The sequence below is a fragment of the Chryseobacterium sp. MA9 genome (genome assembly GCF_024399315.1).
Taxonomy (GTDB): Bacteria; Bacteroidota; Bacteroidia; order Flavobacteriales; family Weeksellaceae; genus Chryseobacterium.
The window spans coordinates 590,336-609,077 of record NZ_CP075170.1 but is presented as its reverse complement, the minus strand read 5'-3'; the positions used below and the strand labels follow the sequence as shown (position 1 = coordinate 609,077).

Sequence of the window (18,742 nt, the reverse complement as noted above, 5' to 3'; positions counted from 1 at the left end):
ACAAAAATGAATAATCATATTACTACGATCGCCTTTGATGCAGATGATACCCTCTGGATCAATGAACCTTATTTTCAAGAGGCAGAAAAAGAGTTCTGTATACTGCTTGAGGATTACCTTCCACAACATTCGGTATCACAGGAATTATTTAAAACGGAAATGCAGAATCTCCATCTGTACGGTTATGGAGTAAAGGGATTTATGCTTTGTATGATTGAAACGATTGGCAGGGTTTCCAATAATACAGCATCATTAGAATTAGTCAACAAAGCAATTCATCTGGGTCAGGAGCTTCTTCAGAAACCTATTGAACTTCTGGATGGAGTTACAGAAACACTTGAAAACTTAAAGGGGAAATACAGACTGGTTGTGGCTACAAAAGGTGATCTTCTGGATCAGGAGCGTAAACTGAAAAACTCCGGATTGCAGGACTATTTCCATCATATTGAGATCATGAGTGATAAAAAAGAAAATGATTATAAAAAGCTTCTGAAACATCTGGACTGCAAGCCTGAAAACTTTCTGATGCTTGGAAATTCTATAAAATCAGACGTTCTGCCGGTATTGGAAATCGGAGGATCAGCAGCTCATATTCCTTATCATGTTACATGGAGTCATGAACAGCATGATGTCAATTTGGAACACCCTAATTTTATGGAGCTTAAGAGTATTGATGAGATATTGACACATCTTCAATATTTAGATCATTAGGGTTTTGATTATTAAGATCAGCTTCGCCTTAAGTAAATATCTCTGGTAGTAAATTCTATAAAATTTTTGCTTCCCTGTTATATTTTTTAATCAAAAAAAATAGACTGTTTATGATAAACAGTCTATTTTGTAATTTTTATTTCTTCAAACACTTTTCAAGGAACTGATCCTGTTCCCATAAAAGGTGTAAAATGTTTTCTTTAGCCTGATATCCATGGGCTTCTTTTGGAAGAAGAACCATTTTCACCGGAGCACCCAAATTTTTCAATGCCTGGAAGTATCTTTCTGTCTGCAAAGTAAATGTTCCTGGGTTGTTATCCGCATCACCGTGAATCAGAAGAAGCGGTGTTTTCATTTTATCAGCATTCATGAACGGAGACATGGTGTTGTAAATCTCCGGAACATCCCAATAGTTTCTCTGCTCACTCTGGAATCCGAATGGCGTCAGCGTTCTGTTGTAAGCGCCACTTCTTGCAATTCCACATGCAAAAAGATTTGAATGTGTCAAAAGGTTTGCTGTCATAAAAGCTCCGTAAGAATGTCCTCCTACTGCAACTTTCTTTCTGTCAATATATCCCAGATGATCCACTGCATCAATTGCTGCTGCTGCATTGGCTACCAACTGTGGAATAAAAGTATCATTAGGTTCTGTTTTTCCTTCGCCAATAATCGGGAAAGCAGCATCATCCAGAACCGCATATCCTTTCGTTGTCCAGTATACAAAAGATCCGTAATAAGGGAATGTAAAGTCGTTCGGGTTTTGGGTGTTCTGCCCTGCTGTATTTTTATCTTTGTATTCGGTAGGATAAGCCCAAATTAGTAACGGAAGCTTTTCTTTTTTTGCTTTTCTGTCGTAATTGGCAGGAAGATAAAGGGTTCCTGTTAAAGTAACACCATCATTTCTCTTATAAGTAATCACTTCTTTGTAAACGTCCTTGATACTTTCAAAAGGGTTTGCAAAATTGGTTACAGCTTCTGCCTTATTAGATTTAATATTCTTTTTGAAATAATTTGGATAAAGGCTTGGTGACTGTTGGGTAGTAAGAATTTCACCCTTTGAAGCATTAAGAATATCAATGATTTCTTCTTTGCCATTTTTTATATTAGAAGTGTAAAGCCTTTTCTTTTTCAGTGATTTTACATCCATTTCGTCAATAAAAGGATGCTGTCCGTCTTTGGTAAATCCATCTCCGATCAGGTATGTTTTTCCACCTTTCATATCTATTACATATCTTCCGTACTGGTTTTTCGTTGTATTAAAATGCCCCGGATCACTGTAAACATCCTGATAATTTCTGTCATCAAACACTTTAGATTCTCCGTTATTGATATCTATCAGGTAAGATTTTGTATTTCTTGTATCATACCAGCCTTCAGAAACAATGGCGTAATGATCATTAGTCCAGACTACATCCTCATATCTCTGCTTTGTTTTGAAGAAAGATTTTGGTGCTGCTGTAAATGGGGCTTCCCAGGTAAATATCTCGTCTCTGTAGTCCGCTGTTTTAGACTGATCTCCCCCATCCAAAGCTTCAGCATAGGTAAGCGTAGCAGGAGCATCACTTCTCCATGCCATATCTCTTTTTCCGGTTCTTACAGAGGAGAATCCTTTTGGCATTATTTCGTTCAAAGGAACTTCATTCACTGTTTTTACAGTATTTCCTTTCATATCATAAATAACGGTTGTAGATGGAAATCTGTTGAGTGGAACGATATAGGAAAACGGCTTTTTAATCGTTGTAGCCATCAGATAATTTCCATCAGGAGAAAAACTTAATCCGGCATACATATCCTGATCTTTCAATTTTTTCAGATTTCCTGTAAGATCTACATTATAAATTTCAGAAGCAGTAAGGGTTTCAAAGTTTTTTTCGTCCTGAGGATTTTTCAAAAGATCCTGATAAGTTCTGTTCTGAGAGACTTTACCATCCGCTGTTGAAACAATTGGACCGGTTGGAAGATCTTTACTTGCATCTATCAGAGCAGGTCTGTTTTGTGGAAGTGTTCTGATCAGGAAACTCTGAGAATCATTATACCATACATAAGGCATGCCTAAATTGGCATTCAGATTATCAGCTGTAATTTTTTTGGCAGAAGCCGTTTCCATATCTACGATCCAAAGCTCTACTCCTTTATTCGTTGTATTGGTAAAAGCCAGTTTCTTTTCATCCGGTGAAAACGAAACGTAGGCAATTTTTGGGTTGGAAGGCAGGTTTTTTACCTGAATCTCATTTTTATCATTGATCTTTCTGACCTTCAGATTATTTGAGTAGGTCATGCTGCTTGAAATATTAGTAACCGGATTGATTCTAAGACCACCAAGCTTCATTTCATTCTGGCTGAGATCTTCCAGTGTTTTATATGTTGGACGATAAGTAAAAACTACCCAGTCTTTTTTGCTGTTCATCAGAACACTTGGAGGTCTTTCATAATCTGCCAGTTTTAAAATCTCAGTAGAAGGTTTCTGATAAGTAATATTTTCCTGTGCATCATAAAAATTGAGAAATGCCAAAAGGCAAATAGTCAGTTTTATCTTCATATAAATTCATTTTCTACGAATGTAGTGAATTTTAACAAATTTCTAACATGAAAAAATAAGACTCTTTTTAGTGTCATATTTATTTTTTTCATTACTTTTATCTCACAAATTAAAATAATATGAAAAATTTAAGAAAATTATCAAAGAGCAATCTGAAAACAATTAAAGGAGGAAGTGCTCCATTATGTGATGCAGGCTATATGGCTTGCAGAGTAGGTAAAACTCCAAGCGGTGCTCCTATCTGGGAATGCCTGCCAAATTGCAATTATTAATAACAAAAAAGGCACTTCAGTACATGAAGTGCCTTTCATATTTTATATTCTTTTTATTCTAAAATTACCAGTCTGAAGCTCTTTTTCTTCTTTCTATCATATGATCCACTGAAACTTTTCCAGCTCCTATTACCATGAGCAAAAGATAAACGGAAAGATAAACCAGTGCCATTTCTCTTTTCTCAAAAGGATCTGCTCCATGTACTGCAAAAGCAGCGATGATCATGGTAAAGATCAGAAAACCTAAAGAAACTCTTGTAAAAAGCCCTAATATAAGCAGTATTGAACAAACAAATTCAGCAAAAACCGTAAGAACCAGAGAGGTCTGAGGCCCAAGTCCCATAAAATCGAAAAACTCGATTTTACCGCCTGCCAATAACATCTGAAGTTTCGGAAAGCCATGAGACAGCATTGCAAAACCAACAAATACTCTCACTGCTAATAAAATAACATCTTTAGGTATTGAGCTCCAATTTGAATTATTATAGTTCATTTACTAAAAAATTTATACTAAGGTAATAAAAATCTTTTAATACAACGGGATTCCAGCCGTTTTAGTTTATCGGTAACCGAAATTTTTAAGATCTCTGTCGTTCTTTCTCCAGTCTTTTTTCACTTTTACAAATAAGTTTAAGTGAATTTTTTTGGTGAAAAACTTTTCAAGGTCCAATCTTGCTTCTGTACCTACTTTTTTGATAGCCTCTCCTTTGTGCCCGATAATAATTCCTTTCTGAGTATCTCTTTCTACATAAATAATAGAATCTATAAAGATAATTCCTTCTTTCTCCTTGAACTGCTCAGTTACTACTTCTACAGAGTATGGAATTTCCTTATCATAATTCAGAAGGATTTTCTCACGAATTGCCTCGTTTACGAAAAATCTTTCCGGTTTATCCGTATACTGATCTTTATCGTAGTAAGGAGGATTTTCAGGAAGCAGAGATTTTATTTTAGGTAAAATGACTTCTGTATTAAAGGCATTCAATGCTGAAATAGGAAGAATTTCAGCTTTCGGAATTCTGTTGTGCCAGTCTTCTACTAATTTTTCAAGGCCTGCCTGATCGGTTTGGTCTACTTTATTTAATAAAAGAAGTACAGGTACAGGGATTTTATTTAGTTTATCAATTAAAAATTCTGAAGGTTCCGCTTTATCGGTAACGTCTACAATAAACAGAAAAACGTCAGCATCCTGTAAAGAGTCCTTTACAAAATCCATCATTTTTTCCTGTAATCCATATTTTGGTTCCAATACTCCCGGAGTATCAGAAAATACGATCTGAAGGTCATCTTCATTATAAATACCAAAAATTCTGTGGCGGGTTGTCTGAGCTTTCTGCGTCACAATCGCCAACTTCTCTCCCATTAATTGGTTGAGTAGGGTCGATTTTCCAGCATTGGGCTTTCCAACTATATTTACAAATCCAGCTTTGTGCATAAAAATAATATTACGAACTGCAAAGTTACTAAAACAAAATTGGTCTTTACAGTTAATCTCAATATTTAAAAGAAAAAAGAGAGTTATCCTACTTTATAACATTGAATACAAGAAACATTTCTTACTTTATTTCCAATCCATCATAAAAATTATAAGATAATTTTGTATTGCATTGTCTAAAACTGATATTTTTGAATATTAGAATTCATATTTATGAATATAGACCAGATTCTTGATCAGATTTACATCCTGCCTGAAACATCAAAAAACAGTTTAAAAGAACATATCACGGAGGTTTCCCATCCTAAAGGTTTTTGCCTCATGGAAGCCAATAAAGTGATCCCCTATCTTTATTTTATAAGAAAAGGGATTGCACGTGCCTACTCTTCAACTACCGACAATGATATTACATTCTGGTTCGGAAGTGAAGGACAATCCATTCTTTCCATGAAAAGTTATGTACAAGACAAGCCCGGCTATGAGAGCATCGAATTACTGGAAGATTGCGATCTGTACAGAATGGAGACTGAAAGCCTCAGAAAACTGTTTAATGAAGATATTAATATTGCTAACTGGGGCCGAAAACTTGCAGAAGCAGAGATGATAAAATCTGAAGAACTTATTATTTCAAGACAGTTCAAAACTTCACTGGAGCGCTATAAAGATATTATGGCCTATCAACCTGATCTGCTTAAAAGAGTTCAGTTGGGTTATATTGCTTCGTATCTTGGGATTACACAGGTAAGTTTAAGCCGGATTAGAGCAGAGATAAAGTAATTTCAGTTTTGGGACTGGAAGCAGGAAGAATGAAGATGGAGGTTATTGTCTCATATAATCAGCAATTATTTCCTATAGAAAGTCTTTAGATTTATTAATAATTAAAATTGAGTACAATGCTTTAACCAGCTATCATAACTTCTATCTTCCAGCTTCCATCTTCCTTTCTTTAATTTCATTTTTTAACAATTGTAAAATTTTTTCTCCTGTCAAATTCTGAACTTTGCCGTAGAAAAATTTAAAAAAATGAATTGGTTAATATTAGTTATCGCAGGATTATTTGAAGTTGCCTTCGCATCATGTCTGGGAAAGGCAAAAGAAACATCAGGAACTGAGATGTACCTGTGGTATACAGGTTTCCTGATAACAATGACTATCAGTATGCTTCTGCTGATCAAAGCTACTCAGACGTTACCTATTGGAACAGCGTATGCAGTATGGACAGGAATCGGGGCTGTAGGAACGGCTTTAATGGGAATTATCTTTTTTAAGGATCCTGTTAGTTTCTGGAGAGTATTTTTTATTGTAACTCTTATTGGTTCTGTAGTAGGTTTGAAAGCTGTGTCTTCCTCACACTAAAAAAGCGCATAAACTTCTATCAATATTTAAAAATGGAACCGTCTTCGTAATGAAGGCTGTTTTTTAGTTATGGAAACAAATTCTCTTCCAGATTACACATAAAAAAACCTGTCATTTTCTGACAGGTTTTACTTATTTTTTGTAAACTATAGGTAAGATTTCATTATGTCTTAACCCATATTTTTTAATTTCTTCTTCTGAGAATTGCTGTGAATAGAAGTTAGGTTCTGTTTCAAAGCCTGCTTTTCTTAAGCGGTCAAAATAATCCATTCCGTACCAACGAACATGATCGTACTGTCCGAAGTGTTTCTGGCGTTCTTTTGGATCTTTAATGGTAAAATCTTCATAGGTTTTCTCCAATGAATTTTTCATCGGAACCTGAAGAATTCCCCATCCGCCGGGCTTCATTACCCTGTACAGTTCACTTATTGCTTTAGCATCGTCTTCAATATGTTCCAGAACATGGTTACAGAAAATAATATCAAAACTTTCATTTTCAAAAGGTAAATCCAGGATATCAGCCTTCACATCTACAATCGGAGAGTATAGGTCAGCCGAAATATAGTTCAGGTTACTCATTCTCTTGAATTTCCTTAAAAATTCCTGCTCAGGAGCAATATGCAGAACTTTATAATTTTTAATAAAAAAATCAGTCTCATTCTGAAGGTACAGCCACATCTGACGGTGTCTCTCCAAACTTAACGTTCCGGGAGAAAGAGCATTTTCCCTTTGCTTTCCATATCCATACGGAAGGAATTTTCTGTAAGATCTTCCATCAATAGGATCATAAAACTGATCTCCTTTGAAAAACTGGTAAATAAGCGGTCTTGCCCAGATGCTCATTTTAATAAGCATTGGACGTGGAATTTTATTCAGTAAAAGTTTCGTTACCTTTTTCATTAAAAATCCAGTTGGAACTGCTTTTCTTCATCACTTACAATCCCTAAAGCTTCATACACATAGTCAAATGTTGAAAGCAATACTGGTTTACCATTGATCACCGCTACATCATGTTCAAAGTGAGCAGATGGCATATTATCTAAAGTCGTCACCGTCCAGCCATCGTTATGGAACTTCACTTTTTCAGTTCCCATGTTAACCATCGGCTCTATAGCAATCGCTAGACCGTCTTTAATTACTTTTCCACTTCCTTGTCTTCCATAATTGGGAACCTGCGGATCTTCGTGCATTTTTCTTCCTAAACCGTGTCCTACAAGCTCTCTTACCACTCCATATCCTTCTTTTTCACAATGTGCCTGGATTGCATGGGAGATATCTCCTATTCTTTTTCCTCTCACACACTGCTCAATTCCTTTGTACAGAGATTCTTTGGTAACCTGTAGTAATTTTTTAACCTCCGGCTTTACTTCTCCGATTTCAAAAGTGTAGGCATGATCTCCTACGAAGCCGTTAAGAATAACTCCACAGTCTACGGAAAGAACATCTCCTTCTTTTACTACATCATTGTTTGGGAAACCATGAACTACCTGTTCATTTGGAGAGATACAAAGAGAATTTGGGAATCCTCCGTAACCTAAGAATGCAGGTTCAGCACCATGATCTTTGATAAAATCATGAGCCAGTTTATCTAAATATAAGGTCGTAATCCCGGGTTTGATTTCTTTTGCCAACATTCCCAATGTTTTAGAAACCAGTCGGGCACTCTCCTTCATCAGACGTAATTCGTCTATCGTTTTTAATTGAATCATTGTATTAATTTACCAATGTATTAATGTATCAGTGTAACAATATTGATTGATAAATTGGTACACTGTTAAATTGTTATATTCTACCAGAAAAGTCCTTTTTTCTTTTCTTTTTTAAGTTTTGAATAGGCAAGAACTTCTTTTCCTTCTACACGGAATTCTATTCTTTCCTGAATAATGTTATAGATCTCACCCCAACCTGGGAATCCTCCTAAATTTCTGTCGTCAATAAACCAATCTGCATCTAGTTTTCTGGATTGAGTTTCATGATCGAAAACTTCTCCTTCAAAGCTTGAGTTTACGGCGTAAAATTCTATTCCATTTTTTTTACAGAATTCTACGGCTTCATCCAATGTTTTTCCGTGTCTGTAAGTCCAAAGAATAAGTCTGTATCCTTCAGCCTGAAGTCTTTTCAAAGTTTCGAATGCAAAAGTTTTCGGTTTTCCAATTGCCGGGTAGGCATCATCAACAATAGTCCCGTCAAAGTCAACAGCAATCTTTTTATTATTTAACATTTTGTTCTTTTTTTAGCTTTGCAAAGATAAGAAATAAAAAGAGTGCCAAAAAGAAAGGCACTCAATACTTTTATATTTTAAATAATATTACAGATCTTATTAGCTTTTTACCCATCTAAACTGGAACTGAAGATCCGGAGTAGAAACTCTGTCGGTGATCTTCTGAAGCCTTGCAGGAAGTTTCATCAGGTATTCCTGAGCCTTTTCTGCTTTTTCTGTAAGTCCTTTTACATGCTCAATTTTCCATTCATCTAAAAGGTCTTTCATAATATTAATATAATCCTGACCTGTATACACCATACATCTTTGTGCAGCATCTGAGAAATGTCCCCAAAGTTCCCCAGCCTTTTGTCCAGACTGTCTCATCAGGTGGGCAGGCATTACAATTTTCTTACGCATCATATCTTCGAATGCAAGAATCATTTCTGAAGGGTCTACTTCAAGGATTTTCGCTACGAAATGTTTGTAAGCTTTAGCGTGTCTTGCTTCATCTGCAGCAATTACCCCACACATTTTTGCCAATTTTCCGTTTCCGGATTGTTTAGCCAATGTACCTACTCTTCTGTGAGAGATATTGGTAGCTGTTTCCTGAAAACTTGTATAAATGAAGTTTCTGTATGGGTCCATACTTGTTCCCAAATCGAATCCGTCATTAATAAGGTATTGAGTAGTAATTTCAACCTCTCTCATGTTTACTCTTCCACACAGATAAAGATATTTGTTTAATAAATCTCCGTGTCTGTTTTCTTCAGCAGTCCATGCTCTTACCCAGTTGGCCCAGCCTAGTTTTTCTTCCTGATTGATTCCGTCAACTCCCATTAACCAAGACTCATATGAAGGAAGAGCTTCTTCTGTGATACAATCCCCGATCAATGTTACAAAAAGATCATAAGGCATTTCGCGGGCAAAGGTCTGAATTTCTTCTAAGTCGTGTTTAAATTCTTCGCTTGAAGGATCTGGTAAATAATCGGAAGGCTGCCATATTTTTTCAATTGGCGTTAAAAATTTATCAAGAAAAGAACCTACTTCCTTTTCCAATAATCCCATTACTTCTTTCCTTACAAGCTTTTGATACATTTTACTATTCAGTTTTAATTTACAAAGATATGATTTATTTATTATTTAACGCATAATAAAGTATGCAACTCATACCTTATCTGACATAAATCATAAAAGAATACCGTCATACAAGGTATAACGGCATTCTTTTGACAATATTATTGAATTTTAATCAACTAAAACATCTCCCGTCATTGCAGCCGGTATTTCAACGCCCATTACTTTAAGTATTGTAGGGGCTACATCTCCCAATTTTCCTGGTTTTAAATTCCAGGTCTGGTCTTTATCCATTACAATAAAAGGCACAAGATTGGTTGAATGCTGTGTATTAGGAGTTCCATCCGGATTCATCATTACGTCTGAGTTTCCGTGATCGGCAAGAATAAAAACAGCATATCCGTTTTCATAAGCAGCTGTTGCTACTTTTTCGATGCATTGATCTACTACTTCGGCAGCTTTTACAGCGGCTTCAAAAACTCCTGTATGTCCTACCATATCGGTATTGGCAAAATTTAAGCAAACAAAATCAGCTGTACCCTGTTCCAGTTCCGGTACGATAGCGTTGGTAATATCATAGGCTGACATTTCCGGCTTCAGATCATAAGTAGGGACATCTTTCGGGCTTGGACAAAGCAGTCTTTTCTCTCCTTCAAACTCCTGCTCTCTTCCTCCTGAGAAGAAGAAGGTAACGTGCGGATATTTCTCTGTTTCTGCAATTCTGATCTGGGTTTTTCCATTTTTTTCAAGAATTTCTCCCATGGTTTCCGTCAGAACATTTTCATCAAAAACTACCTGTACATTCTGGAATGTCTTATCATAATTTGTTAATGTAATATAATAAAGGTTCAGCTTTTTCATATCATATTCCGGAAAATCTTTTTGAGAAAGAACTTCTGTAATTTCTCTACCTCTGTCTGTACGGAAATTGAAGCAGATTACTACGTCATTATCAATGATTTTTGCAACCGGCACTACATTTCCCGTAGCGGTAGTATTCATTAAAATGATAGGCTTCAGAAATTCATCCGTAACGTTATTATCATAAGAAGCTTTAATAGAGGCTAGGGCATCTGTTGATGGCTCACCTACTCCTTCTACAAGGGCATCATAAGCCAGTTTTACACGCTCCCATCTTTTATCTCTGTCCATTGCATAGTATCTGCCTACCACTGTTGCCAGTTTTCCTGTAGTAGCTTCCATATGCTTCTGAAGCTCATCAATAAATCCTAATCCTGAGTGTGGATCACAGTCTCTACCATCGGTAAATGCATGAACAAAAACGTTTTCATTTAATCCGAATTCTTTTGCAGCCGTAAGTAATCCTTTTAAGTGATTGATATGTGAGTGTACTCCTCCATTGGAAACCAACCCAATAAAGTGTACTTTTTTATTTTCTTTTTTTGCGTATTCAAAAGCATCCTGAATCACTTTTTCCTGACCCAGTGTTCCGTTTTCAACCGCCATGTTCAGTTTCACCAGGTTTTGGTAAACTACTCTTCCGGCTCCCAGATTCATGTGTCCTACTTCAGAATTCCCCATCTGTCCGGCAGGTAACCCCACCGCCAATCCACTCGCTTCAAGCGTAGTATGTGGAAATTTTTGGTAACAGCTGTCTATGAATGGTGTATTTGCTTTATCTATTGCAGAAACGTCAGGGTTTGTTCCCAATCCCCATCCGTCAAGAATTGCCAGTATTGCTTTTTTTGACATTTTATAAAACTTTTGTTAGACAAATTTACCTAATTTCCTATGAATAGAAGAATTTGAAGGCTCGAATTTTATTGATTATTGATCATCAGGAAGATATCGCAGGTAATCCCACCATATCAAGGTTTAAAATCTTGATATGGTGTATTAAATAATCCGGGAATGATCAGATGAATTTCTATCGAATAAAAAAAGATCATTTTTATCATAAAATTTCATCTTCAATCCCATTCATTAATCAGTAAATCTTTTTAATTTTGCTGTATGGATTTACGAGATCAATTGAAGAATCTTTTTCCTGATCATGAAGAGCAGGATTTTGAGATGCCTGAAGAGCAATTCAAGCAGAAAGAGCCTTTGGTATGCAAATTTGAGAAAAAAGGAAGAAACGGTAAGCCTGTAACAATTGTTGAAGGTTGGGAAGGCAGTGAAGAAGACTTAAAACAAATCTCAAAGAAAATAAAAACCACCCTGGGTATAGGCGGCTCTGAGAAGGATGGAACGATTATCATTCAAGGGGACAACCGTGATAAAATAATGAATATCCTTAAAGAAATGGGATATAAAACCAAACGTGTTGGCGGATAGATCTAGAAATAGATCTGGGTTTCCGGCAGTAAGGTTTTTAAATTTTCTATTGTAGATTTTTCTATAGGATTTCCTGTAAGAATCAAAGTTTTCAGATTTTTCAGTTGTTTGATTTCTACAGGAATGTCTTTCAGATTATTGTTGGCCAGATTCATGCTGACAATGTTTTTTAACCCTTTTATTTTGGGTGAGATTTCCGAGATATTATTTCCACTTACATTCAGAAATTCAAGGTGCTGAGATTTGAAAAGATTTTCCGGAAGCTTGTTGATAGCATTCTGCTGCAGTTCAAGATATTTTAAGTTTTTAGGAAAAGACAGATTTCCTAGGTCATTGATCTGATTATCGGCAAGGTTCAGAAATTTCAGATTCTTGATCTGATCCAGTCTGTCTGCAATAAAACTGATCTGGTTTCCCTGAAGGTTAATTTCTTCCAACATTGCAATTTCCATAAGCGCTTCGGGAAAGGTGTTCAGGTTGTTGGCATCAAAATGCACTACTTTTAAGTTCTGAAGCTTTGCTATATTGGGATTAATGCTTGTCAGACTATTCAGATTCATTGAGAAAGTGGTCAGTTTCTTAAGCTTGCTTACCTCATCCGGAATATATTTAATGCTGTTTTCATTCACATTTAATATTTCCAGTTCTTTCAACTCAAAGAGCTCCTGATCCATTTTTTCAAGCTTATTGGCCATGATATTCAGAAAAAACAATGAATCCAGCTTCACGATTTGAGGGGGAAGATTGAACAATCCCTTTTCTCTGAAACTCATACTGTACACTGTTTTTTTACTGCTTAAAGCATCTTCAATATTGGTAAAAGTAGGGTACTTCACCGGATCAATCTGTGCATTGATCTGAGAGAGTGACAGGATGGAAATAAATAAGAAAAGCTTTTTCATAAACATAAAAAGGTCTGCCAGCAACAGAAGTCACTGACAGACAAGAATTATAAATAATTTATTTCTTTAAAAGTTTAACTGTTTTCTGGAAACCACCTTCAGCTTCAATATTTAAAACTAAAACACGGGATCCTTCCAACTGTTGTGTGAAGTCAAGATCCAATACTTTGTTGGTTCCGTTGAACTTCTTCGTATAAACAATTTTCCCGTCCATGCTGTAAGCTGTCACAGAAATATCTTTCAATCCTTTTGCTGAATTGATTTTTACGATTCCGGAAGTCGGGTTTGGTGCTACGGTTACTGTATTTTCTGCAGTTTTGTTGTCGATAGTTCCTAAAGTCCCTTCAGTTCCAAGGTTATTTTTAAGTGCAATTACGATGGTTGCTGATTTCCCTTTATAATTGATTGTATTTCCTGTAGCATCCACATCTGTAGAGATTGTTGAATCCGGATGCTGAATAGAGAAGAAACCAAATTTATGATCAGGCGTAAATGTAAGTCCTGTAGGTTCTGAACCAGCCGGCATAGAAGCAAATAGTTTTACTTTAGGATTGGCCTGTGTATGATCCGGAGCAATAACCCAGATATAGTTTTTACCTCCATCCTGAAGTACCCAAAGGTTTCCAAGTTCATCGAAAGTAAGGTTGTCATTTCCGTCTCCCCAAGCTTCAGATTTCATTCCCTGAGCAGTATTGAAAGAATATACAGAAGAACCTCCTCCTACAAATGTTTCTACCTGAGAAGCTGTAGTTCCGTTATCCTGTAAACGGTATACTCTGTCTAATCCTTTTGCTGTAAAATAGATTTTCCCGTCTAATGGGCTGATATCAACATCTTCTACTCCGTTAAACTTCGTTCCTCCTAATGACTGAGCAAGTGATGCCGTATTATTCTGGTCTGCTTTGGTTTTATTAGGAACCTGAATCCATGTTGCAGTAGTTCCTACCGGATCTCCCGCAGTTGATAATCCCTGATCTAATTTTAAAACATAAAGGTTTCCTGAAGAAAGGTTATTTGGAGTATCCATTACATATTTGTACACCATGTGCGTTCCACCGTCTTCACCATAATAAGCAGTTGTTCCTGCATTATTAACAACTACATTTTCGTGGTTCATGATTCCCATCTGCCAAAGTTTTCCTTTGGAACCGTCAGTATTTTTAGAGATCACCTGAGCTGTTGCCGGATCAATCTCTACTAACCAACCGTAATCTTTGTAACCATCATTGTTCACGTCATTAGACGTAACAGATTCTTCAGCCGTCACTACCGTTCCCCAAGGTGTAATTCCTCCGGAACAGTTTCTGATGGTTTGCACCAAACTTGGATCTGAGAAACTTACCGCTCTTGATTTTGTTAATTGCCAAAGCTTTGAAGTTGCGTTATAATTGATTTCTGCCATGGTAACTCCTCCAGGATTCGTTTCATGGTTTACAGAAAGATATCCGTTTGTACTGCTTCCGGCTTTTGCAACATAAGCTGTAAAGTCATTCTGACCTCCAACTAATCCACCTCCTTCAGTATAACTGTCTCCTTCTTTTAAAATAAGCTGGTATTTGTGTTCAGCAGGAATGATCAGCTTATCAGTCTGTGCTGTAGGGACAATTGAAGTAAAGCAGCTGATATGTGTTCCGTTACAAGTTACAGGAATAGTTGTATTAGGTGTAGTTTTCAGGTAAGCATCAATTCTTAAATCTGAACTGGTTGTACTTCTGTTGTGTAATTCTATAGAAAGTCTGTTAACACCGTTTACAAATTTTGATTTTGGAATCGTGAAAAGGTTATAAACGCTTTCTGCTGCTCCATCAATAGTCGTAGATGAAAAGGTATTGAATGTTACAGCACCTGCAGGCATATTATCTCTTACGACTTCCTCTCCGTTCAGGTATACTATAATACCGTCATCTCTCATTACTCCCAACTCCATATTATCGGAAAGCGTTGAAAAATCTACTGTAAAATCTTTAGCAAAATAAGCTGTAGTAAGCCCTGAATTGATTGTTGTGGTTACAGGATCTCCATATCCTAACGGGCCGTTTCCTACTGCCCATGTTGAAATATCATAGGTCTTGGCATTCCAACCGGCAGGCTGAGCCTGATTGTTATCTTTATAGTTCCATGACGCATTCTTATTGAATATCAGAGTCTGCGCCTGAATACCAGAACTGGCCAGTATAGCCAAAGCTCCAACTGTTAGTAGTTTTTTCTTCATTTTTATTTGATTTATTAGACACTGCAAAACTATTTTTTTAGAGCTTTTCCTCTGTTAATAGGATTTTAAATATAGATCAGCAAATATTAACTTATCAAAAACCTAATGTTAATGGGATTAATTTTCTGTTAAATAATGCGGGCTTCGGGATGCGAGATCGCGAGGTTCGAGGGTTTTAGAGTTTGAGAGTCCGCAGAATATATCCAGGATCCCGAAATCCCGCAACTCAAACTATCAAATTCCTCAAATTATCAAACACTCGCACCATGTTTATTTCGCTTTACTTACATCCGTAAGAGCATTCAGAAAGGCGATGATCTGTTTTATTTCTGTTTCGGTAAGGTTTAATTTATCCGGTGCAAGGGTTTGGTTTTTCATTTTTAATCCTAATCCTTCTCCACCTCCTTCGTTATAAAAGTCAAGAACTTCTTCTAATGTATTGAAAGCTCCGTTATGAAAGTATGGTTTGGTAAGGGCAATGTTTCTCACTGTCACAGTTTTGAAAGAGTAATCATAAATCCATGATTTTTCCTTTTTCACGGGACTGTTTCCTCTTCCTAAATCCTGATCAAGCTCCACAGGAAGTTGTTTGATAGGCTTCGTGGTAATTCCCAAAACCTCAGATTCATTTTCATTAAAAAACGGTGGCACCAATCCTGAAAAATGAGGCGCAAAATGGCAGGTTGCACAATTGGCTTTTCCCATAAACAGGTTGAACCCTTTTTTCACATCATCGGAAATATTCTTTTCATTCCTCATAAAACGGTCAAAATCGCTGTCAAATGAGTATAGTGAAGCTACATAAGAACTTAATGCTTTCGAGAAATTTTCTTTACTGATCTTTCCATCCTTGAAAGCTGTACGGAAAGCCTTTTTATACTCAGGTTTTGTTTTTAGTTTCTGAATAATATTTTCGTAGCTTGTATTAAATTCCTGCTCATTATAAATGACGTGTTCTGCCTGCTGTTCCAGATAGAAAGCACGAAGATCATAGAAAAATCTTTTGGCAAAAACAGCATTATATAAAGATGGAGAGTTTCTCAAAACTGTTTTTCCTTCCACATTGCTTTGTGATTTGGCTTTAAGATCTGTAAAAGCATTTTCCTGCAGGTGGCAGGTTGCACAGCTCATCTTTTCATTACCACTTAAGTTTTGATCATAGAAAATAGATTTTCCAAGGTTTCTGAGTTCCGGGTTATCTTCTGAGGATTTCAATAAGGTATAAAAATACGGATCTAAAAAATCGCTGCTGAAAAAGTTTTTGTTTCCTACATTCCAACCGGAAAATTCTTTAAGATCATCAGGTCTTCCGTCCCATTTTCCAAACTCTTCATACAAAGGCTGTACGTACTTTTTATAAAACTCAATTCTGTCAAAAGTTTCAAAATTGGTATTTTTTGAAAGATAGCTGATTGCTTCTGTTAATATTTGATTTGCCTTACCCGTATTATAATTTTTAAAATAAGGATCATCATTAATGTATTTCTGTATCCCGGAAAAAGCGTGGCTTGTTTCTTCGGAAATATGCAAAGAACCTGGAGTATCAAAACCTGTCACTCCTAGTGAATAGATCCTGATCAGCTCTACACGTAAAGGTAATGTCTTGTTGTTGCCTTTACTTAAGCCATTTTTTAAAGCACTTAGATAAAACCCGGAATAACTGTTGTATAGAAATGTCGTAATGGTTTTGATCTTTTCTTTCTCATTGGCTGCTTCTTCTGAAAATATAAGTTCATCCAGTACCTGCAGCCCTTCAGGAGGAAGTGTATATGCTGATGTTCCTGCAGCTTCAATATGAAAAAGAGGTGCAGCATTAAGATGCGTTTTCGTAAATTCAGGATAATGATAAGCCACATAAAATTCTATTTCTTTGAATGAATTTCTGGTACTGCTCAGTGATTTTTGTAATTCTTCCAGTGAAATGCGGTCTTCGGAGAACTTATCAACATCTGATTTCAGCTGTTCAAGCTTGGTTTTGAAGTCGGACAACCCTTTATTGACAAATGTATTTTCGCTTTCTTTTCCTTTATAAATGGGATTAAAAGACATTACTGCAAATCCTATCAAAAGGATGATTACAAGCAGTGGATAAGATCTCATGAATTTTTAGCGACAAAAGTATCAATCTGATGTTATCTCAGTTTTAATAACAGATTAAATAATGTTTATATTTCTGATATCATATTTTTCACTAATTTTAAACCCCGAAATCAAATTCATTATTCTAAAGGAAACGGTTCTTCGAAATACCGGTAAAAATAATGGCGGGAGATTATTGGGCGAGGATTTTTTTAAATTGAATTCAACACATCAAAAAAACTAAAATAGTATTATGAAAACAAAACTATGGTTTGCTGTTGCAGCAAGTTTCCTGTCTCTGACTGCATTTTCACAGAAAAAAAAGCAACCGGAAAAACAGTCCGAAAAGCCGCAGGAAATGGCTGTATATGCTGAGAAAAGAGGTTCTGATTATTACCTGGTCCGCCTTGAAAAGGATAAAAACATTCCCAATGTTTATGTGTATTCCAACGGTGTCACAAAACCCTATAAAAATTATACAGATCTGAAAGATATCGTGACAGAATTTCCCGGAATGATGACTTCCAACAACTCAACAAAGGAAGAACTTATTTCTATTCTAAAAAAAGATGATCATTTCTACGAAATCACATCACAGAGGAAAGATCCTAAAAATATTGAAAAAACCGTCGTTACTGTGTACGAAGTAATGAACGGCCAGAAAAGAATTGTAGAAGAATATAATGATATCTACGAGGTTATGGCATCTCCTTATAAAGACGCGATTATCATTAATTAAAAAAACAAAAAATATACATATTATGCTAAACAAACTTGCTGCCTCAGAACTTGTTCTGAATGAAGACGGAAGTGTATACCACCTGAATCTTTTACCTGAAGATATTGCTGACAAAATCATCCTTGTAGGTGATCCTGACAGGGTGGCAAAAGTTTCAAAATACTTTGATACTGTAGAGATCAAAAAAAATAAAAGAGAATTCTATACGCATACAGGAACGCTTCGCGGAGAGAGAATCACGGTAATGTCTACCGGTATCGGAACTGAAAACATTGATATCGTAATGAACGAGCTGGATGCCTTGGTGAATATTGATCTTAAAAATAAAGAATTTAAGACTGAGCACAAAGCTCTTGAACTATTCCGTATGGGAACTTGCGGAAGTGTAAACCCGGATGTACAGGTTGACAATATGCTGGTTACCCAAAATGTAGTAGGATTAGACGGATTGATGCATTTCTATCAGGATTATAACTTTGAAAATGAATTTTCTAAAAGCTTCCTTGAAAAATTCCCTTACGAAAGAATCAAGCCGATGCTGTACTTCTCAGACTGGGCTGAAGAAATGGGTAACTATTACAAAGATGCCAAATACCATGGAAATACTGCAACATTCCCAGGATTCTATGCTCCACAGGGAAGACAGCTTCGTCTGAAAGCAGTAGATGATCAATTCTTAGAAACATTGAATGATCTTGGAATCACCAATTTCGAGATGGAAACCTCTGCGATCTATGCGCTTTCAAAATTATTAGGCCATAAAGCCATTACCGTAAATAATGTTATTGCGAACAGAAGACGCGGTGAGTTCTCTGCAGATCATCATGCTTCTGAGAAAAACCTTATTGAATGGGTATTGGAAAGAATTATTAAGTAATTATTTTATTTACATATAAAAAACTCCGGGAGCTATTTCCGGAGT

Annotated in this window: 18 protein-coding genes; 7 read left to right on the top strand and 11 right to left on the bottom strand. The window is 36.2% G+C overall.

Annotated elements, in window-relative coordinates; all coding sequences use genetic code 11:
* Window positions 1–6: 6 nt before the first annotated feature.
* Window positions 7–711: an HAD family hydrolase gene (locus tag KIK00_RS02755; protein ID WP_255815032.1), complete on the top strand. Its 705-nt coding sequence runs from the start codon at window positions 7–9 to the stop codon at window positions 709–711.
* A gap of 136 nt (window positions 712–847) precedes the next feature.
* On the opposite strand, the gene KIK00_RS02750 is transcribed toward KIK00_RS02755, so the two are convergent.
* The gene (locus KIK00_RS02750; protein ID WP_255815031.1) at window positions 848–3,250 is read right to left on the bottom strand and encodes a S9 family peptidase; all 2,403 of its coding nucleotides are present in this window, start codon (window positions 3,248–3,250) and stop codon (window positions 848–850) included.
* A 119-nt stretch (window positions 3,251–3,369) separates the two neighbouring features.
* Between KIK00_RS02750 and KIK00_RS02745 the strand changes: the two genes are divergently transcribed.
* The gene (locus KIK00_RS02745) at window positions 3,370–3,522 is read left to right on the top strand and encodes a hypothetical protein (RefSeq protein ID WP_255815030.1); all 153 of its coding nucleotides are present in this window, start codon (window positions 3,370–3,372) and stop codon (window positions 3,520–3,522) included.
* 64 nt (window positions 3,523–3,586) lie between these two features.
* Here the strand turns inward: KIK00_RS02745 and KIK00_RS02740 are convergent, their stop codons facing one another.
* Both KIK00_RS02740 and era read right to left on the bottom strand, forming a co-directional pair.
* Window positions 3,587–4,015 (bottom strand): DoxX family protein, encoded by a 429-nt coding sequence (locus KIK00_RS02740; RefSeq protein WP_255815029.1) that lies wholly within the window; start codon window positions 4,013–4,015, stop codon window positions 3,587–3,589.
* Window positions 4,016–4,081: 66 nt separating this feature from the next.
* Window positions 4,082–4,957 carry a GTPase Era gene (era, locus tag KIK00_RS02735; protein ID WP_255815028.1) on the bottom strand — a complete coding sequence of 292 codons (876 nt, stop codon included), beginning with the start codon at window positions 4,955–4,957 and terminating at the stop codon, window positions 4,082–4,084.
* A gap of 213 nt (window positions 4,958–5,170) precedes the next feature.
* On the opposite strand from era, the gene KIK00_RS02730 reads away from it, so the two are divergent.
* On the top strand, window positions 5,171–5,734 hold the full coding sequence (locus KIK00_RS02730; RefSeq protein WP_255815027.1) for a Crp/Fnr family transcriptional regulator: 564 nt from the start codon (window positions 5,171–5,173) through the stop codon (window positions 5,732–5,734).
* Window positions 5,735–5,980: 246 nt separating this feature from the next.
* Window positions 5,981–6,313 (top strand): multidrug efflux SMR transporter, encoded by a 333-nt coding sequence (locus tag KIK00_RS02725; protein WP_077414420.1) that lies wholly within the window; start codon window positions 5,981–5,983, stop codon window positions 6,311–6,313.
* A 132-nt stretch (window positions 6,314–6,445) separates the two neighbouring features.
* On the opposite strand, the gene KIK00_RS02720 is transcribed toward KIK00_RS02725, so the two are convergent.
* The 5 genes from KIK00_RS02720 to gpmI form a co-directional block, all read right to left on the bottom strand.
* Window positions 6,446–7,213 (bottom strand): class I SAM-dependent methyltransferase, encoded by a 768-nt coding sequence (locus KIK00_RS02720; protein ID WP_255815026.1) that lies wholly within the window; start codon window positions 7,211–7,213, stop codon window positions 6,446–6,448.
* Complete coding sequence (gene map, locus KIK00_RS02715) at window positions 7,213–8,022, bottom strand: type I methionyl aminopeptidase (RefSeq protein WP_255815025.1); 810 nt, start codon at window positions 8,020–8,022, stop codon at window positions 7,213–7,215. Before map ends, KIK00_RS02720 begins: the two co-directional genes overlap by 1 nt.
* Before the next feature lie 80 nt (window positions 8,023–8,102).
* Complete coding sequence (locus KIK00_RS02710) at window positions 8,103–8,534, bottom strand: BT0820 family HAD-type phosphatase (RefSeq protein ID WP_047422710.1); 432 nt, start codon at window positions 8,532–8,534, stop codon at window positions 8,103–8,105.
* A gap of 99 nt (window positions 8,535–8,633) precedes the next feature.
* On the bottom strand, window positions 8,634–9,611 hold the full coding sequence (locus tag KIK00_RS02705) for an acyl-ACP desaturase (RefSeq protein ID WP_047375291.1): 978 nt from the start codon (window positions 9,609–9,611) through the stop codon (window positions 8,634–8,636).
* A 150-nt stretch (window positions 9,612–9,761) separates the two neighbouring features.
* Window positions 9,762–11,303: a 2,3-bisphosphoglycerate-independent phosphoglycerate mutase gene (gpmI, locus tag KIK00_RS02700; RefSeq protein WP_255815024.1), complete on the bottom strand. Its 1,542-nt coding sequence runs from the start codon at window positions 11,301–11,303 to the stop codon at window positions 9,762–9,764.
* 261 nt (window positions 11,304–11,564) lie between these two features.
* Here gpmI and KIK00_RS02695 point away from each other — a divergent pair, with 261 nt between their 5' ends.
* The gene (locus KIK00_RS02695; protein ID WP_255815023.1) at window positions 11,565–11,888 is read left to right on the top strand and encodes a translation initiation factor; all 324 of its coding nucleotides are present in this window, start codon (window positions 11,565–11,567) and stop codon (window positions 11,886–11,888) included.
* 2 nt (window positions 11,889–11,890) lie between these two features.
* Here KIK00_RS02695 and KIK00_RS02690 read toward each other — a convergent pair whose 3' ends face one another.
* From KIK00_RS02690 to KIK00_RS02680, 3 genes are all read right to left on the bottom strand, one after another.
* On the bottom strand, window positions 11,891–12,790 hold the full coding sequence (locus KIK00_RS02690) for a leucine-rich repeat domain-containing protein (protein ID WP_255815022.1): 900 nt from the start codon (window positions 12,788–12,790) through the stop codon (window positions 11,891–11,893).
* Window positions 12,791–12,848: 58 nt separating this feature from the next.
* A complete protein-coding gene (locus KIK00_RS02685; RefSeq protein WP_255815021.1) occupies window positions 12,849–15,002 on the bottom strand; it encodes an alkaline phosphatase PhoX in 2,154 nt (717 codons plus the stop codon).
* Window positions 15,003–15,272: 270 nt separating this feature from the next.
* Entirely contained in the window at window positions 15,273–17,102 is a 1,830-nt protein-coding gene (locus tag KIK00_RS02680; protein WP_255815020.1) for a cytochrome-c peroxidase, read from the bottom strand.
* Between the two features lie 232 nt (window positions 17,103–17,334).
* Between KIK00_RS02680 and KIK00_RS02675 the strand changes: the two genes are divergently transcribed.
* Complete coding sequence (locus KIK00_RS02675) at window positions 17,335–17,820, top strand: hypothetical protein (protein ID WP_255815019.1); 486 nt, start codon at window positions 17,335–17,337, stop codon at window positions 17,818–17,820.
* A gap of 22 nt (window positions 17,821–17,842) precedes the next feature.
* Complete coding sequence (locus tag KIK00_RS02670) at window positions 17,843–18,697, top strand: nucleoside phosphorylase (RefSeq protein WP_255815018.1); 855 nt, start codon at window positions 17,843–17,845, stop codon at window positions 18,695–18,697.
* The last annotated feature ends 45 nt before the right edge of the window (window positions 18,698–18,742 follow it).